This window comes from Streptomyces sp. SP18BB07 (assembly GCF_036322545.1).
GTDB lineage: Bacteria > Actinomycetota > Actinomycetes > Streptomycetales > Streptomycetaceae > Streptomyces > Streptomyces deccanensis.
The window spans coordinates 71478-86652 of the sequence record NZ_JAQYWT010000355.1 but is presented as its reverse complement, the minus strand read 5'-3'; the positions used below and the strand labels follow the sequence as shown (position 1 = coordinate 86652).

Annotated in this window: 13 protein-coding genes and 1 pseudogene; 7 read left to right on the top strand and 7 right to left on the bottom strand. The window is 68.2% G+C overall.

The genetic code is table 11. The annotated features are described in order from the left end of the window. The first annotated feature begins 77 nt into the window (after nt 1-77). Nucleotides 78-1298: a magnesium and cobalt transport protein CorA gene (locus tag PUR53_RS36845; protein WP_329911228.1), complete on the top strand. Its 1221-nt coding sequence runs from the start codon at nt 78-80 to the stop codon at nt 1296-1298. A gap of 88 nt (nt 1299-1386) precedes the next feature. On the opposite strand, the gene PUR53_RS36840 is transcribed toward PUR53_RS36845, so the two are convergent. Next, nucleotides 1387-1887, bottom strand: a complete 501-nt coding sequence (locus PUR53_RS36840; protein WP_329896140.1) for a hypothetical protein — start codon at nt 1885-1887, stop codon at nt 1387-1389. Nucleotides 1888-2100: 213 nt separating this feature from the next. Here PUR53_RS36840 and PUR53_RS36835 point away from each other — a divergent pair, with 213 nt between their 5' ends. Next, on the top strand, nt 2101-4251 hold the full coding sequence (locus PUR53_RS36835; protein WP_329911227.1) for an MMPL family transporter: 2151 nt from the start codon (nt 2101-2103) through the stop codon (nt 4249-4251). Between the two features lie 209 nt (nt 4252-4460). Here the strand turns inward: PUR53_RS36835 and PUR53_RS36830 are convergent, their stop codons facing one another. Both PUR53_RS36830 and PUR53_RS36825 read right to left on the bottom strand, forming a co-directional pair. After that, nucleotides 4461-5912: a HAMP domain-containing sensor histidine kinase gene (locus tag PUR53_RS36830; protein ID WP_329896142.1), complete on the bottom strand. Its 1452-nt coding sequence runs from the start codon at nt 5910-5912 to the stop codon at nt 4461-4463. Continuing rightward, on the bottom strand, nt 5909-6601 hold the full coding sequence (locus tag PUR53_RS36825; RefSeq protein ID WP_329896143.1) for a response regulator transcription factor: 693 nt from the start codon (nt 6599-6601) through the stop codon (nt 5909-5911). The genes PUR53_RS36830 and PUR53_RS36825 overlap by 4 nt, the downstream gene beginning before the upstream one ends. A gap of 580 nt (nt 6602-7181) precedes the next feature. On the opposite strand from PUR53_RS36825, the gene PUR53_RS36820 reads away from it, so the two are divergent. Continuing rightward, nucleotides 7182-7724: a phosphoribosyltransferase gene (locus PUR53_RS36820; RefSeq protein WP_329911225.1), complete on the top strand. Its 543-nt coding sequence runs from the start codon at nt 7182-7184 to the stop codon at nt 7722-7724. Between the two features lie 139 nt (nt 7725-7863). Here PUR53_RS36820 and PUR53_RS36815 read toward each other — a convergent pair whose 3' ends face one another. Continuing rightward, nucleotides 7864-8016, bottom strand: a complete 153-nt coding sequence (locus tag PUR53_RS36815; RefSeq protein WP_329911224.1) for a hypothetical protein — start codon at nt 8014-8016, stop codon at nt 7864-7866. A 75-nt stretch (nt 8017-8091) separates the two neighbouring features. After that, entirely contained in the window at nt 8092-8442 is a 351-nt protein-coding gene (locus PUR53_RS48410; protein ID WP_443080407.1) for a hypothetical protein, read from the bottom strand. Between PUR53_RS48410 and PUR53_RS36810 the strand changes: the two genes are divergently transcribed. Then, a complete protein-coding gene (locus PUR53_RS36810) occupies nt 8350-8709 on the top strand; it encodes a hypothetical protein (RefSeq protein ID WP_329911223.1) in 360 nt (119 codons plus the stop codon). The two genes, PUR53_RS48410 and PUR53_RS36810, sit on opposite strands and share 93 nt — an antisense overlap. Before the next feature lie 183 nt (nt 8710-8892). Here PUR53_RS36810 and PUR53_RS36805 read toward each other — a convergent pair whose 3' ends face one another. Next, a complete protein-coding gene (locus PUR53_RS36805) occupies nt 8893-9735 on the bottom strand; it encodes an oxidoreductase (protein ID WP_329911222.1) in 843 nt (280 codons plus the stop codon). Nucleotides 9736-9802: 67 nt separating this feature from the next. On the opposite strand from PUR53_RS36805, the gene PUR53_RS36800 reads away from it, so the two are divergent. Together PUR53_RS36800 and PUR53_RS36795 are read left to right on the top strand one after the other, a co-directional pair. Continuing rightward, a complete protein-coding gene (locus PUR53_RS36800) occupies nt 9803-10468 on the top strand; it encodes a DNA-binding response regulator (protein WP_329911220.1) in 666 nt (221 codons plus the stop codon). Between the two features lie 169 nt (nt 10469-10637). Then, nucleotides 10638-10888 (top strand): annotated as a pseudogene (locus PUR53_RS36795) (hypothetical protein); the annotation flags it as partial. 42 nt (nt 10889-10930) lie between these two features. On the opposite strand, the gene PUR53_RS36790 reads toward PUR53_RS36795, so the two are convergent. Next, a complete protein-coding gene (locus PUR53_RS36790) occupies nt 10931-11719 on the bottom strand; it encodes a restriction endonuclease (protein WP_329911219.1) in 789 nt (262 codons plus the stop codon). A 303-nt stretch (nt 11720-12022) separates the two neighbouring features. Here PUR53_RS36790 and PUR53_RS36785 point away from each other — a divergent pair, with 303 nt between their 5' ends. After that, nucleotides 12023-15049: an MGH1-like glycoside hydrolase domain-containing protein gene (locus tag PUR53_RS36785; RefSeq protein WP_329911218.1), complete on the top strand. Its 3027-nt coding sequence runs from the start codon at nt 12023-12025 to the stop codon at nt 15047-15049. The last annotated feature ends 126 nt before the right edge of the window (nt 15050-15175 follow it).

Here is a 15175-nt window from a genome sequence, read left to right as displayed (position 1 = left end):
TACCGTCGGCCCCGTATGCTGCTTGGTGATCACAAGTCCTACGAGTCCGCGCATCTCGTCCTCGGGAGGCATCCGCGATGGCCGATCGACGCGCCCGCCCGGCCGCGAAGAACACCGGCACCGGCACCGGCACCGGCACCGGCACCGGCACCGGCTCAACCTCCAAGGGCGGCCGAAAGTCCGTGTGGCGCCGGGCGCTGCCGCCTTCGCCCACGCCCCCCGCGGGGCCGACGCCCCCGAGCCCGGCGGCGAAGCCACCGACGACGGCCGAGCGGGCGGCCAGTGTGGTGGAGGCGGCCGTGTACCAGGACGGTGTACGCGTCTCCTCCCCGGCCACGCTCGCGGACACATTCCGTGAACTCCGCCAGGCTCCGGCCGGCATGGCGTGGATCGGACTGGCCCGCCCGACCGAGGCTGAACTGCTCTCCCTGGCAGCCGAGTTCGACCTGCATCCGCTGGCGGTCGAGGACGCGATGGAGGCGCATCAACGCCCCAAGCTGGAGCGTTACGGCGACACGCTCTTCGTCGTACTGCGCGCCGCGCGCTACCTCGACGCGCAGGAGGAGGTCGACTTCGGCGAGCTGCACGTCTTCGTGGGGCCGGACTTCGTCATCACGGTCCGGCACGAGGCGGCGCCCGATCTCTCCGCCGTGCGCCGCCGGATGGAGGAGACCCCGGAACTGCTGAAGCTGGGCCCCGAGGCGGTCCTCTACGCCATTCTCGACGCGGTGGTCGACGGGTACGCGCCCGTCGTGGCCGGTGTGCAGAACGATGTCGACGAGATCGAGACGGAGGTCTTCCGCGGCGACCCGGAGGTCTCCCGCCGCATCTACGAACTCTCGCGCGAGATGGTCGAGTTCCAGCGGGCCACGCGCCCGCTGGTCGGCATGCTGCACGGCCTGATGGCCGGCTTCACCAAGTACGAGACGGACGAGGAACTCCAGCGCTACCTCCGCGACGTCGCCGACCACGTCACCCACACCAGCGAACGCGTCGACGGCTTCCGCCAGGCCCTCACCGAGATCCTCACGGTCAACGCCACCCTCGTCACCCAGCAACAGAACGCGGAGATGCGCGCCCTGGCGGAGGCGGGGTTCGAACAGAACGAGGAGATCAAGAAGATCTCGTCGTGGGCGGCGATCCTGTTCGCCCCGACGCTGGTCGGGACGATCTACGGCATGAACTTCACGCACATGCCCGAGTTGGACTGGAGCTTCGGATACCCCTTCGCCATCGGCCTGATGGGGATCGTATGTACCAGTTTGTACGTCATCTTCAAGCGGCGAGACTGGCTCTGAGCAATCAGGTTGCCCTCCAGTCTGAGCGGTAGATCGTCCGTCAGGCTGTGTTGCCGGCGCCAACGGCCCGGAGTCGGGATCGCCGTGCTTACTGCGCCAGGTTGGCCTCGTCCGCCTTGCGGAAGATGTCTCCGCACGTGGGAGAGCGCACTGGCTCGCGGGCTGCAAGGACGTTCAGCGTACGGCGCACTTCCGTGCTCAGCCGAACCAACTGGAGACTGGTCTGGCCGCCCTTGTAGGCGTACAGGCGGACGACTTTGACCGCAATTTCGTCGCGGTCGTCGGCGAAGGTGTCTGGGAGCCCGGCGAGTAGTTCGAAATCCTGCTTGCCGGTCGCCGCGTCAGCCACGGCGCTGAGAGGCAGGGTCTCCAACTCTGCTGCGGACAAGGCAGCGTCCACCGCGACAGCGTGGGCGGCCAAGGCCGCGATGACCTCACCGAGTCGTTCCCCCACCGCCGTGTCGATGCCCCAGGACCGCAGCCTCTCCCGGCGGCTGTCCCGACGCCACAGCTCCTGGTCCAGCAGCGGTAGCAGGACGCGACCCAGGTACGCGCAGCGACGCCACAACATGTCGCGGTCCGAGGGCATGATCGATCCTCTCTGCAACGGTATCCGAGGTGTCCGACGGATAGCGGCGCGGACGATTCACCGCGACGCACCCACCCACAAGGCATCGATGATCAACATCACCATCTACAACGGACGCCGGTTACTTCACAGGCTCTAACAGTCGTCTCAGCTTCGCTCGTTAGGAAGTAGGCCATCGGACAAGCGATGTAACTCGTATGTAGGAGGCTATTGATGGCAGTCGACGCAGCGCCGTCCGGGGAAGCGCCGGCCGGTCGGTTGGCAGGCCGGTGGGTGCCGTGGTTGGTGATCGGCTTATGGCTGGTGCTGGCGGCGGGCATGGTGCCGCTGAGCGGAAAGTTGAGTTCGGTCACCACCGACAGCGCCGCGGACACCCTGCCGGCCAGCGCCGAGTCCACCAAGGTGGCGGTGCTGGAGGACAGTCTCCCCGGCGGTGACGACAACACGTTCGTCTTCGTGTACCACCGCGCCGGCGGCATGACCGACGCCGACCGCGCGACGGTCGAGCGCCACTACGACACCCTTGCCAAGCGGTACCCGCCGAAGGCGACGGCGGCGGCCGGCGAGGACGACGAGGGCTCACCGACGAGCCCCTCCACCGACCGCAAGGCGATGATGTTCACCCTCGAGGTGAGCACGGCCTACGGCGCACCGGAGGACATCGTCGGCCCGTTGCGTGACGCCGCGAAGGACCGCCCCTCCGGCCTGGAACTCGACGTGACCGGCCCGGGCGCGATCGACGGCGACATGGATGCCGTCTTCGACGGCATCGACGTGCAGGTCCTCCTCACCACCATCGTCGTCGTCACGCTCCTGCTCATCCTCACCTACCGCAGCCCGGTGTTGTGGATCATCCCGCTGGTGGTCGTGGGCGCGGCCGCACTGACCTCGATGGGGACCGTCTACCTGCTCGTCAAGGGCTTCGGCATCGTGGTCAACGACCAGAACTCGGCGCTGCTGACGATCCTGGTGTTCGGCGTCGGCACGGACTACGCGCTGTTGCTCATCGCTCGATATCGGGAGGCGCTGCACCACCATGAGAACGTCCGGGTCGCGATGGTGCACGCGCTGCGCGGCGCGGCGCCGGCCATCGTCGCGTCCGCGGCCACCGTGGTCGCCGGCCTGCTCTGCCTGCTCGTCGCCGACCTGAACAGCACCAGTGGGTTGGGCCCGATCGGTGCGGCCGGCATCCTGTGCGCGCTGGTGGCCATGCTGACGCTGTTCCCGGCGGTGCTCGTGGTGCTCGGCAGGCGGATCTTCTGGCCGGCCATCCCGCGGTTCAGCACGGCCATGGAGGAGAAGCCGGGGTTGTGGGGACGGCTCGGCGCCGCCATCAGCCGCCGCCGGTGGGTGGCGGCGCTCGGCTCGCTCGGAGTCCTCGGCGTGCTCGCCCTCGGGCTGGCGGGCAACACCGGCGCCCTGCGGGAGCAGGACCAGTTCGTGTCCGCGCCGGAGTCGGTCACCGGCTTCACCGTTCTCCGCCAGCACTTCCCGGAACTCGGCGGCCAGCCGATGACGATCTTCACGCGACCGGCGCACCAGGGGCGGGTGCTCGACATCGTCAAGGACACTCGCGGTGTGGCCCTGGCCGTCCCGGAGCAGACCAGCGGTGGCTGGGCCAACATCTCCGTGTTCCCGAAGGACGCGCCGGACACCGTCGCGGAGTACGACACGATCAAGCGGGTGCGCACCGCCGTGCACGCGGTGAGCGGGGCGGAGGCGATCGTCGGCGGGCCGAGTGCGGAGAACCTCGACACCGAGGTGACCACCAGGCGCGACGAGAAGCTGGTGATCCCGCTGGTGCTCGCCGTCGTCCTGATCGTCCTCGGGCTGCTGCTGCGCGCGATCCTGGCCCCGCTGGTTCTGATGGCCACCGTGATCGTCTCATTCGCCGCGGCCTTCGGCGGCAGCGTGTTCGTCTTCGACACGATCCTCGGGTTCAAGGGCGTCGACTATTCGGTGCCGCTGCTGGCATTCCTGTTCCTGGTGGCGCTCGGCGTCGACTACAACATCTTCCTGGCCAGCCGGGCCCGGGAGGAGACCGTGCGCCTCGGCACCAGAGAGGGCATGCTCAAAGCCCTCTCCGCCACCGGTGGCGTCATCACCTCGGCCGGCCTGGTCCTGGCGGCCACGTTCGCGGTCCTCGCCACACTTCCGCTGGTGATGCTGATCGAGGTCGGATTCCTGGTCGCCTTCGGCGTGCTGCTCGACGCTCTGCTGGTGCGGTCGGTCCTGGTGCCCGCCCTCACCCTGCTGATCGGCCGGCGGATGTGGTGGCCGAGCCGGCTGTCCCGGCCGGCGGCGGAGCTGCCGGACGGTCAACAGCCGCTCGCCGACGAGGAGGAGCCTGCGCTGCAACGGTGAGCGCGGCGGCACGGACGAGATCCGGGACGGGGACCCAGGCCCGTCCCGGGTCTTTTCATGGGCCCGACGGTCGCCGCCCTTTGCTCCTGCCCCGCGCCGCCGGGGCCGGGGTCGGCGCATCGCGGTGTCCTGCCCCGACGGTGAGCCGTGCGGGGCCCTGCCCGAGGGCCCCCGCCGTTTCTTGTCCTGCGCCGCGCCGCCGGGGCGGGTCAGCGCATCGCGGTGTCCTCCCCGGCGGTGAGCCGCGCGATCGGGGCGGGCGGGGCCGCGGCCGGAAGGTCGACCCGAAGCAGCGCGCCACCGCGTGCGGAGCGGGCGACGGTGGCCCGGCCGCCGTGGGCGTCGACGACCCGCTGCACGATCGACAGCCCCAGACCGGATCCCGGCAACGCCCGGGCGCTGTCGGCACGGTAGAACCGGTCGAACACCCGCGGTACGTCGGCGGCGTCGATGCCCGGCCCGGCGTCGTCGACCTCGAGCACCGCCGACGCGCTCTCGGCACGGAGCCGGACCTGGACCGGCTGGTCCGCGGGGGACCACTTGCCGGCGTTGTCGATGAGGTTGAGCACCGCCCGCTGGAGCGCGGCGGGACGCCCGCTCACCCACACGGAGGTCACGTCGAGCGCGACCTCGATGTCGGGCACGCGGGAACGCGCCCGGGTCGCGGCGGCCCCCACCACGTCGGCGAGGTCGAGCAGCTCGGTGTTCTCGTCGCTGACGTCACCGCGTGCCAGGTCGGTCAGCTCGGCGGCAAGGGTGCTCAACTCGGCCACCTGGGCGCCGAGATCGTTGAGCAGCCGGGTCCGGCTCTCCGCCGGCAGTGCGCTGTCCAGGGTGCCGCGCCGATCGAGCCGGATCAGCAGCTCGACGTTGAGGCGCAGGCTGGTGAGCGGGGTCTTGAGCTCGTGGGCGGCGTCCTCGGCGAGCAGCCGCTGGGCCCGCCGGGAGTCCCGGAGCGCGGCGAGCATGTCGTTGATCGACTGGATCAGGCGCCGGATCTCCCCACCGCCCTCGTCCGGGATGTCGGCGTCGAGATCCCGGGTGTGCGCGACACGTACCGCGGCGGCGGTCAGCCGGTCGATCGGCGCCAGCCCGGTCCGCGCCACGGTCCGCCCCACCAGGGCGCCGCCGGCCACGCAGAGCAGCCCGATCACCAGCATGCCCAACCCGAACCGGTTGATCGGGCTGTCGTCGGCGACGCGGGCCACCTGGACCGCGCCGTCGCCCGCCCGCAGCGTGTAGATGAGGTAGCCCTCGTCGTCGCTGTCCTTCGACTCCATCAGGTCGGCCGACAGGCCCTGCGCCACGCGCCCGGCGTGCTCGCTGACGGGGGGCAGCGCGGGTTGGCCGGCCGGCGTCCGGGTCGTGCCGTCGGGCAGGATGACCCGCATCAGCCGACCGGATCCGGGATACGGCGGTAACTGGACCTGCGCCAGACCGGCGCGCTGCGCGTTCGTCGCCAGGACGCGGGAGTCGGCGCGTAGCTGATTCTCGGCGGTGTCCCGCAGCTCCCAGTCCAGTAGCTCGCTGGCCACCTGGAAGGCCACGAACACGCTGACCGCGATGGCCGTCGCCGCGATCACCGTCAGCCTGGTCCGCAGGGACCGCCGGCGCCACCAACGGGTCAGCCGGCGTGGTTCCCGGCCGGCGGGCCCGCTCACGGAGGAGTCTCCCGCAACGTGTATCCCAGGCCGCGCAGCGTGTAGATCAATCGCGGCTCACCGTCGGCCTCCATCTTGCGGCGCAGGTAACTCACGTATACCTGGAGGTTGTTGGCGGTGGCGCTCATGTCGAAGCCCCAGATCGCCTCGAACAGCGCGTCGCGGGTCAAGACCCGGGTCGCGTTGCGCATGAGGACCTGCAGGAGGGAGAACTCGGTCCGGGTCAGGCGCAGCGGCCGCCCGCCCCGCCACGCCTCGAACCTGTCGGGATCGAGCCGGACGTCGGCGAACGACAGGATCTGCGACTCCTCGTCGGTCGGCGTGCGCCGGCGCAGCAGGGCCCGCACCCGGGCCAGCAACTCCTCGGTGGCGAACGGCTTGGGCAGGTAGTCGTCGGCGCCCGCGTCCAGCCCCGTGACCCGGTCGGAGACCTGGTCACGGGCGGTCAGCATCAGCACCGGCAGATCCCGACCCGCGGCCCGCAGCCGCCGGCAGGTCTCCAACCCGCCGAGGCGGGGCATCATCACGTCGAGGATCAGCAGATCCAGCGTGTCACCGTCGGCCCCACCGACCCCGTCGAGCACGGCGAGACCGTTGGCGACGGTGCTGGTGTCGTAACCCTCGACCTGGAGCACCCGCTCCAGCGACTCACGGATGGCCGCTTCATCATCCGCGATCATGATCCGCACGCCGGCCCGCCCCCCTTCCAGTCGATGCTTTTTCCGCTCATTGTCCCCGATCAACCTGAAGCCAGGATTAGAGCGTCGCTGGGGACCGATCAGCTGCCAAGGGTTCGCCAGGAGGTGAGCCGAGGAATCTTGTGCTGGTCGAGACAGCTCTGGAAGGCCGTCGACTGTCGGGGCAAGGGCCCTCCTCCGGTCGGTGGCAGTCCCCCAACAGGCCCTGACAAAGCCTCTGTCGAATCTGGGGATTATGGACGGTGCTGGGGAGCGCGTGGGGAGAGTCATGGGCGGCGATCCTCTTCGCTCCCACACTCGTGCCGGGCATGCCCTGCTCAGCGAAGTAGCTCCGCCAAGTGCGCGCACCCGCAGCCGGTCCTCGGTCTTGTAGCCCTCGGCTGCCTTCTTCAACCGGTGCAGCTCGGTATCGGTCGTGGATATCGGGCGGGCGGTGGCAACGGGCAAGTTATTGAGAAACGAGACAGGAGCGTGACCTTTCTGTCGTGGGGATGGCTGGGTTTGGTCTGCAGCGCAGGCGGTCGCTGATACTCGGTTGATCTCTGACCGGTCCCTGGGAAGACTCCGGTCCGTGACCAAATCCGCGCGTGACCTTGCTCTGGAGCACTTCGCATGGATTGGCGGCCATGCCGATGTGTGGGCGATCTTCCGAGACGCTGAGGCCCTGAATGCGGTCGTGAAGGCGCTCGTTGAGCCGTTCCGGGATGCCGGGATCACTGCGGTCTGCGGTGTCGAGTCGCGGGGGTTCCTGCTCGGTGCCGCCGGTGCGGTGGAGCTTGGGGTTGGCTTCGTCCCGGTTCGTAAGAGCGAAGGGCTGTTTCCCGGCGAGAAGGTAGAGCGCCTGTCGGGGCCGGATTATCGGCAACAACGGCACTCCCTTCGACTTCAGCGGTCTGCGTTGGGCCCGGATGACAGGGTGCTGCTGGTTGATGACTGGATCGAGACCGGCAACCAGGCAGCCGCCGTCCGGGACATGGTTTCAGTGTGTGGGAGCAGCTGGGCTGGCTGCAGTGTCATTGTCGATCAGCTCAGTGAAGAGCGGAGACATGTGGTCGGGCAGGTTCAGGCGCTGCTGGCGTTCAGTGACCTTCCGGTGTACCGGGGTGACGCATAGGCCGGTCAAGCGGAGGCGACAGCCTTCCTCCGGTGGGCCGCGTCGAGGACTCGGTTGCGCGCGGCGCGGCCTGTTTTGCGGGGCCATGCCCGTACTGCCTCGTCGACCGGGCACATCAGGTCGAACAGGACCTCGCGTGTCATCCCTCCAGCGGAGGTTTGGCCGGGGTCGGTCGGGTGCATTGCTCCTCCAGCAGTGAGGTGAGCAGTTGTTCGCGGTCGGCGTGAATGGCGGTGGTCGCGCGGTGGAAGCGGGCGGCCAGTTCACGGCCGGACAGGTGGATGTAGCGCATGGTGGTCGCCGGATCGCAGTGGCCTGGCGTACTGAGCGATCTGGTCGATGGTCCAGTCGGCGCGAGCCAGGTCGGTCAGCCGCAGATGCCGGAAGGTGTGCGTGGACAGCCGGGCGGCCCCGGCGCTGCGGGCAATGGCTTCGACGGTCTTGGACCAGCTGGAAGTGCCCAGCGGGGCGCGGCAGTTGCGGTTGGACGTCGCCGGAACAGCGGCCCGTCGATGTGACCGAAGAGCGTGCGACGTTCGCGGAGGTGGGCCACGAACAGCTGCGACGAGATGGTACCGAAGGCTACCTCCCGGGCCCTTTGGGACTTGGTGGTCTCTGCCCGCAGATGGATCAGCCGGTGGGCGGGCTCGAAGTCCTCGACATCGAGCTGGACGAGCTCTTCGCGGCGCAGACCATCGTCGTAGGCGAGCGTGACCATCAGCCGATTGTGCAGCGATTCCGCTTCGCAGGCGGCCAGGATCCGCTGCCAGACATCCTCGTTGGGAATCCAGGGAGCTTGCTCGATATGCCGTACGAGACCCTGGCGGGGTCTGCGGCCGGCACGGCCTGCCTACCCACGGCGGACGGGGTTCTGTTCGCGCAGGCCGTCCTCCACCAGGTACTCGTAGAAGGATCGGACCGCGACCAGGCGCTGTTGGATGGTTGCGTTCGCCAGACCCGTCTCAGTCCGAGGCGAAGCCCTTGACGGCCGACGAGTTGACCGGTCCAGCATGTCCCTGATCCAGGCAGCGACGGTGTCCGCGCGGGCCAGTTGATGCTCTTCGACAGTGGGGAACTTGCCCCAAGGGATCGGGGCCATGCCTGCGGACTAGACCCGCTCGATTCCACATAAAGCATGGCAGGCAAGCCGATTCACGGAGCCGCCCAGTCAACCTCGCAGGTCAGACAGGTCCTGGTCGCTGAGACTGAGATCGTTCGCGGCGAGGTTCTCTTCCAGGTGGTCGAGTGAACCGGTGCCCGGAATCGCCAGCAGCGAGGGCGAGGTCGCCAGCAGCGAGGCGATGTGCACCTGCGTGGCGGTCGCGCCCAGGCGAACTGCCACCTTGTCCAGCCGTTCGGTGTCCAGCGGACCGACACCACCGCCGAGCGGAAAGTACGGCACGTAAGCGATACCCGCTTCCTCGCATTCCGCCAGCAGCCCCATGTCACCAGTGTGACGGTTCTGCACCGCCGCGACAGGCGCGACCTCCCGGGCCTCGGCGAGCTGGAAGGCGTCGACGTTGCTGACGCCCAGGTGCCGGATCAGCCCCTCCGCGCGGAGCTCGGCCAGAACCGCGAAGCGTTCGGTGATCGCCTCGCCGCCTGGCCTGGTCATCCCGCCCACCCGCAGATAGACCAGGTCTAGCCGGTCCAGCCCAAGAGAGCGCAGGTCCGCCTCGACCAAGCCGCGCAGCTGATCAGGCGTCGCCTGCCCACTGGGCACACCGTCCGGCGTGGGCAGTGGCCCGACCTTCGTCGCGATCACCAGATCGTCACGGTACGGGGACAGCGCCCTACGGATAAGTTCGTTGGCCCGCACCGTACCCCTGCGGTAGAAGTCGGCCGTGTCGATGTGGTTCACGCCCAGTTCCACGGAGCGCCTGAGCACCGCGATGCCGTTCTCAGGATCTCGTGGCGGACCGTCAAAGGCGTTTGCTGCCAGGCGCATCGCGCCGAAGCCGAGCCGGTTGATGGTCAGGTCCCCGCCGAGGGAGAAGGTCTTGATCGTCATAAGGCTCATGGTGTCCACGGCCACGAGTCCCTGCGAGCTTGTGGCAGCTTGCTGCCAGACTTGAGGTATGCGGAACGAGCAGGTGTTCTCCGTCCGAGGGGACTCAGAGCTGATCGAGCGCGCCGGCCATCTCTTCGAGTCCGCGCGGGCCGAGTTCCTGTGCGCCGCCCGAGACCTCAAGACCTTCTCGCAGCCACAGGCCAGGGCCGCGATCCGCAACCGGATGCGCGCTGCGCACTCCCCGGACTTCACCCCTCGCAAGCTGCTCAGCCCGGTCGCGCTCGCCGACGAGGAGGCCCGCGCGCATCTGCGGCTGGTGCAGAACAAAGGAGCTCTCGTCCGGATCAGCGGCTCGCGACTGCCGCACGAGACCATCATCATCGACCGGCGGGTGATGATCCTCGCCGGCGCAGAGACCCCTACCGGCCGCGAGTACACCGTGACGACGTCGCAGATCCTGGTCGACGGCGTCCACTCGCTGTTCCAAGCGATCTGGGACACCGCCGTCGGTCCCGCCACGTATCTGCGGAAGAACATCCCCCACCTCGATGCCGACGGCCGCGTGATCCTCAAAGCCCTCGGTTCGGGACTCACCGACGAATCAGCCGCCAAACAGCTCGGCCTTTCGCTACGCACCTACCGGCGGCGCGTGGCCGAGCTGATGGTCAAGCTAGAGGCCAACTCCCGCTTCCAGGCCGGGCTGCGCGCGGGTGAGCTGGGGCTACCCCGCTGAGACCATAGTCGTCACACCCCTACAGCGGTCTGTACACCTGAGCACGTCGGTCTACGTAAACATCCGTCGCGTCACACACCCCCCGAACAACTTCCGGGGCCGACAACCAGCATCCCGCCGGTGTGCGTTGCCGCATCCGCGGTGGACAACAGACAGTGACATTGGCTCCATGATCGACGTGCTCGCTGCTTCCCACCGCTGGACGATCGCCGAACTCGAGAAGTTCGGCCGACGCCACGCCCAACGGCCGCTTCGAGCGTGAGGATCTCCAGGCGAACCTCACCGGCGCCATGTGGACCGACGACGATGCCCTTCACCGCCTACGGCCTCGACGACGCCACCATCACCGCCCTGCGCACCTGGGCCGTGGAGTGGGCCGACGACCTCGCGACGCGACTCCTCGCGGAGTCCGGTGACCCAGTTCGGGGCACACCCTCACTCGACGATGCCATGGAATGCGGCCTACTCGTACGTCTCCTTCCAGCGAGCGCGGTGCCTACGATCGCCCTGCCCCTTCCCGTTCAGCTCGCTGAGCGACAGGAGTGGGACGCCGTTGTTCCATAAACCGAGGTGGTCGCGGTGGACCGCGATAACGCCGTTCTGTACTGCGGTCCGTTCAGACGGCCCGGTGAAGTACGTGGTCGTGACGAAGATCGCGACATCGACCTTGAAGTGGACCCGCGCACCGAGAAGGTCGCGGACCTGATGGCTTGGGATCCTGCTCTTCGGTGAGTAACGCTTGCACTGAATCACCATGCTGCGGCCGTCCGGCAGACACCCCAACACATCCGCGCCATCGTCGTGCGAGCCGCCCACCCGGCGAACTTCGGTGCATCCATCACGTCGGCACAGCTCCACGACGAAGTCCTCGAACTCGTTTCCCGACATCGTGTCCACCTCGGCGAGGGATCGTCGGCCGGCCTTGAGGGCGTCCTCCCGCCGCCATTGGTGATCACGTCCCTTGACCAACCGGTTCGTACGCCACAACCACCATCCGCCGCCGGCACCCCCGACGAGGACGAGGCCACCGACGAGGTACGGCCAGATCACCTGCCAGAACACGACGAGCAGGACGAGGCAGCCCACACCGCCGATCAAGCCCACCTTGACTCGCTCCTGGCGGCGCTTCTGTGCGACCGATCGGCGTCGATTCCGTGCCGCCACCCGAGCCCTCCCCACCCCGTCCTGAGTGGCAGTCTGAGCAGACGCGTGGATGTCGTTAAGGGCGCAAACTAGCCAGTGGCTGAGCACGACGTCGATCCGGCGGGGACCGTTTCGCGACGTGCCGCGAAACGACCCTGACGTCACTCGCGGGAGCGCCTGTGGCCAGCCAACCTGCCCGCCTCCGTACGACGCCCGTCGGCAGCTGTGCGTTCCATCTGTCGATCGATCGCAGGGGCACGGTCGCCGGTCTCCTGCAGCGTTTTGGATCAGCTCCGTCCAGACTCTTGACTTCGGTTTCGGCGCGTAGCTACCGTCTCGCAGCATTTCGAACAATGTTCGTCATATCGAACATTCGAACCATCGCATGAGTGCCCAATGGAGGACACCTCTATGCGTCACCCCCTCAGACCCAGGCGCCGCACACTGGCCGTCCTGTGCGCCTCGGTGTTGTCCGTCGGCCTGCTGTCGGCCGGCCCGGGAGCGAGCCCGGCGCTGGCCGCCGACGACCCCAATGCCGTGGCACTGGACAAGGACGCGATCCTCGCCGCCAACCAGCTCGACGAGCGCCAGTGGTACAAGGACAACATCCCGTTCCTGGACACCCCCGACAACGACATCGACGAGGTCTACTACTACCGGTGGAGCACGTTCAAGCGGGCGCTGCGCTACACCGTCCCGGGCACGGGGTACGTGTCGACCGAGTACGACGTGCCGATCGGCTACGCCGGGAACCCGTACACCGCGCTGCCGGACGCGACCGGCTACCACCTGCTGGACGGGCGCTGGCTGCACAACCGCGACTACGCGGGCGACTACCTGGACTTCTGGCTGCGCGGCGCGGGCAACTCGGGTGCGCGCAACTTCAGTGAGTGGATCACGAGCGCCGCGTACCAGCGCTATCTCGTGACCGGTGACGCGGCGCAGATCAAGTCCGCGCTCCCCCACCTGATCGCCCTCTACAAGCGCTGGGACTCCAACTTCGACACCGACGTCACGGTCAACGGCACGCAGTCCTCCAGCGACCTGTTCCACCAGACCCCGCTCTCCGACGCCACGGAGTACACCGAGACGTCGATGCACAGCAGCAACTGGTTCAGCGGCGGCCGCGGTTACCGGCCCACGATCAACGCGTACATGTTCGCCGCCGCCCAGGCCATCAGCAAGATCGCCACGATGAACGGCGACACGGCGACCGCGAACGAGTACGACGGCAAGGCCGCGCAGCTGAAGGCCGCCGTACAGAACTCGCTGTGGGACCCGCAGCGGAACTTCTTCATGCAGGTCTACAACACGGACAGCACCAACGGCACGCTGAAGCAGACCCGTACGACCTGGCGCGAGGCGATGGGCTACGCCCCCTGGGCGTTCAACCTCCCTGACGCGCAGTACTCGTCGGCGTGGAAGTACCTGACCGACGCCAAGCGGTTCAAGGCGCCGTTCGGGCCGACGACCCTGGAGCGGGTGCACGATTTCGAGGCCGAGCAGGCCGTCGTCGTCCACGCGAACACCCATGACTCCTCGACGGCGTCGAACGGCAAGTACGTCGGGCAGATCGACTTCGACGACAGCGCGGTCACCTTCACCGTGGACGCGCCCGGGGCCGGCACCTACCCGGTGACGGTCCACTACGCCAACGCCACCTCCGGTACGTCGACGCACAAGGTCGTCGTGAACGGGGACACGGCCAACCCCGTCACCGTGAGCTACGCCGCGGGCGGCAGCTGGGGCCAGTTCTCGGAGTCGAAGTCCGTCACCGTGCAGGTCCCCATGAAGGCCGGCGCCAACACGCTGAAGTTCACCAAGGGAACAGGCTTCGCCGAGCTGGACCGGATCACCGCCAACCCGTACTTCAACTACGAGGCGATACCCGCCGAGCAGAAGCGCGACGACGCCAACTGCTGCCACTGGAACGGCCCGAGCTGGCCGTACCAGACAAGCCAGATCCTCACCGGCCTGGCGAACCTGCTGCAGGACTACCCCGCGCAGAGCTTCGTCACCAAGGCCGACTACCAGACGATGCTGGCCCAGTTCGCCGACCTCCAGCACAAGGACGGCAAGCCGTACGTCGCCGAGGCGGCCAACGGCGACACCGGCGAGTGGATCTACGACGGCTTCAACTTCAGCGAGCACTACAACCACTCCAGCTTCAACGACCTGGTGCTCAGCGGCCTCCTGGGCATCAAGCCGCAGGCGAACAACACGCTGGTGCTGAAGCCGCTGGTGCCGTCCGGGTGGGACTGGTTCGCGGTGGAGAGCCTGCCGTACCACGGGCACACCTACTCGATCCGCTGGGACCGGGACGGCTCGCACTACGGCAAGGGCAGCGGCCTGCAGATCTTCCAGGACGGCGTTCGTATCCACCAGTCCTCGACGATCGGCACCGGCACGACCGTGAACGTGGCCGCGCCCGTCACCCCGGCGCAGCCCGCCCGCCTGATGAACGTGGCCGCCAACCCGCTGACCGCCGAGCAGGACTGGCTGGGCCGCACGAACACCCAGCCGTACCCGAAGGCCTTCGCCTCCTACACCAACACCGTCTCCAACGGCCCGCACTGCCACAGCGGCCAGACCTGCAAGCCCACCACCTTCGACGCCCCGCTGCGGGCCACCGACGGCTGGATCCGCTACGACAAGATCCCCGACAACCGCTGGACCAACTCCGGTTCACCCAACGCCACCGACCACCTCGGCGTCGACTTCGGGGCGCCACGCAAGATCAACGAGGTGAAGTTCTACACCTACGACGACGGCGCGAACATCCGCGTCCCGGCGAGCTACACCGTGCAGTACCTCAAGGACGGAGCCTGGGTGAACGTGCCCAGTCAGACGAGGAGCCCGGCGACACCGGTCGCGAACAACCCCAACGAGGTGACCTTCCCGACGATCACCACGTCCCAGTTCCGGGTGGTCTTCACCCCGCAGACGGGCAAGTTCGTCGGCGTCACCGAGCTGGAGTCCTGGTACCCCGAGACACCCCGGGTCAAGATCACCAACAAGAACAGCAACCTGGAACTCGGCATCGCCGGCTCCTCCATCGCCGCCGGAGGCGCCGTCCAGCAGCAGACCGCCGCGAGCGGCGACAACCACTGGTGGAAGGTCGTCCCCGCCGAGAACGGCTACTACAAGATCTTCAACACCAACAGCGGACAGGTCCTCGGCATCAAGGACGCCTCCAAGACCGCCGGCGCCACCGCGCTCCAGTGGGGTGACACGCTGACCGCCGACCATCTGTGGTCGATCGTCGACGCCGGCGGCGGCTACGCCAAGATCGTCAACAAGAACAGCGGCATGGTCCTCGGCATCCAGAACATGTCCACGTCGTCCGGGGCCCAGGCCCTGCAGTGGGACGACACCGGCACCGCCGACCACCTGTGGCGCATCGCCGCGGAGGACGGCTCCACGCCCTTCACTTCCTGACCGGATGTCCCCCTGCGGCCCCGAGAGGAGCCGCAGGGGGACCCCTTTCCACGCCGGACCGGGAGGCGGGCTGCGGGTCCCGACGGCCGCTGGGCTCCGAGCGTCTCCCACCCGCCCAACGCCTGG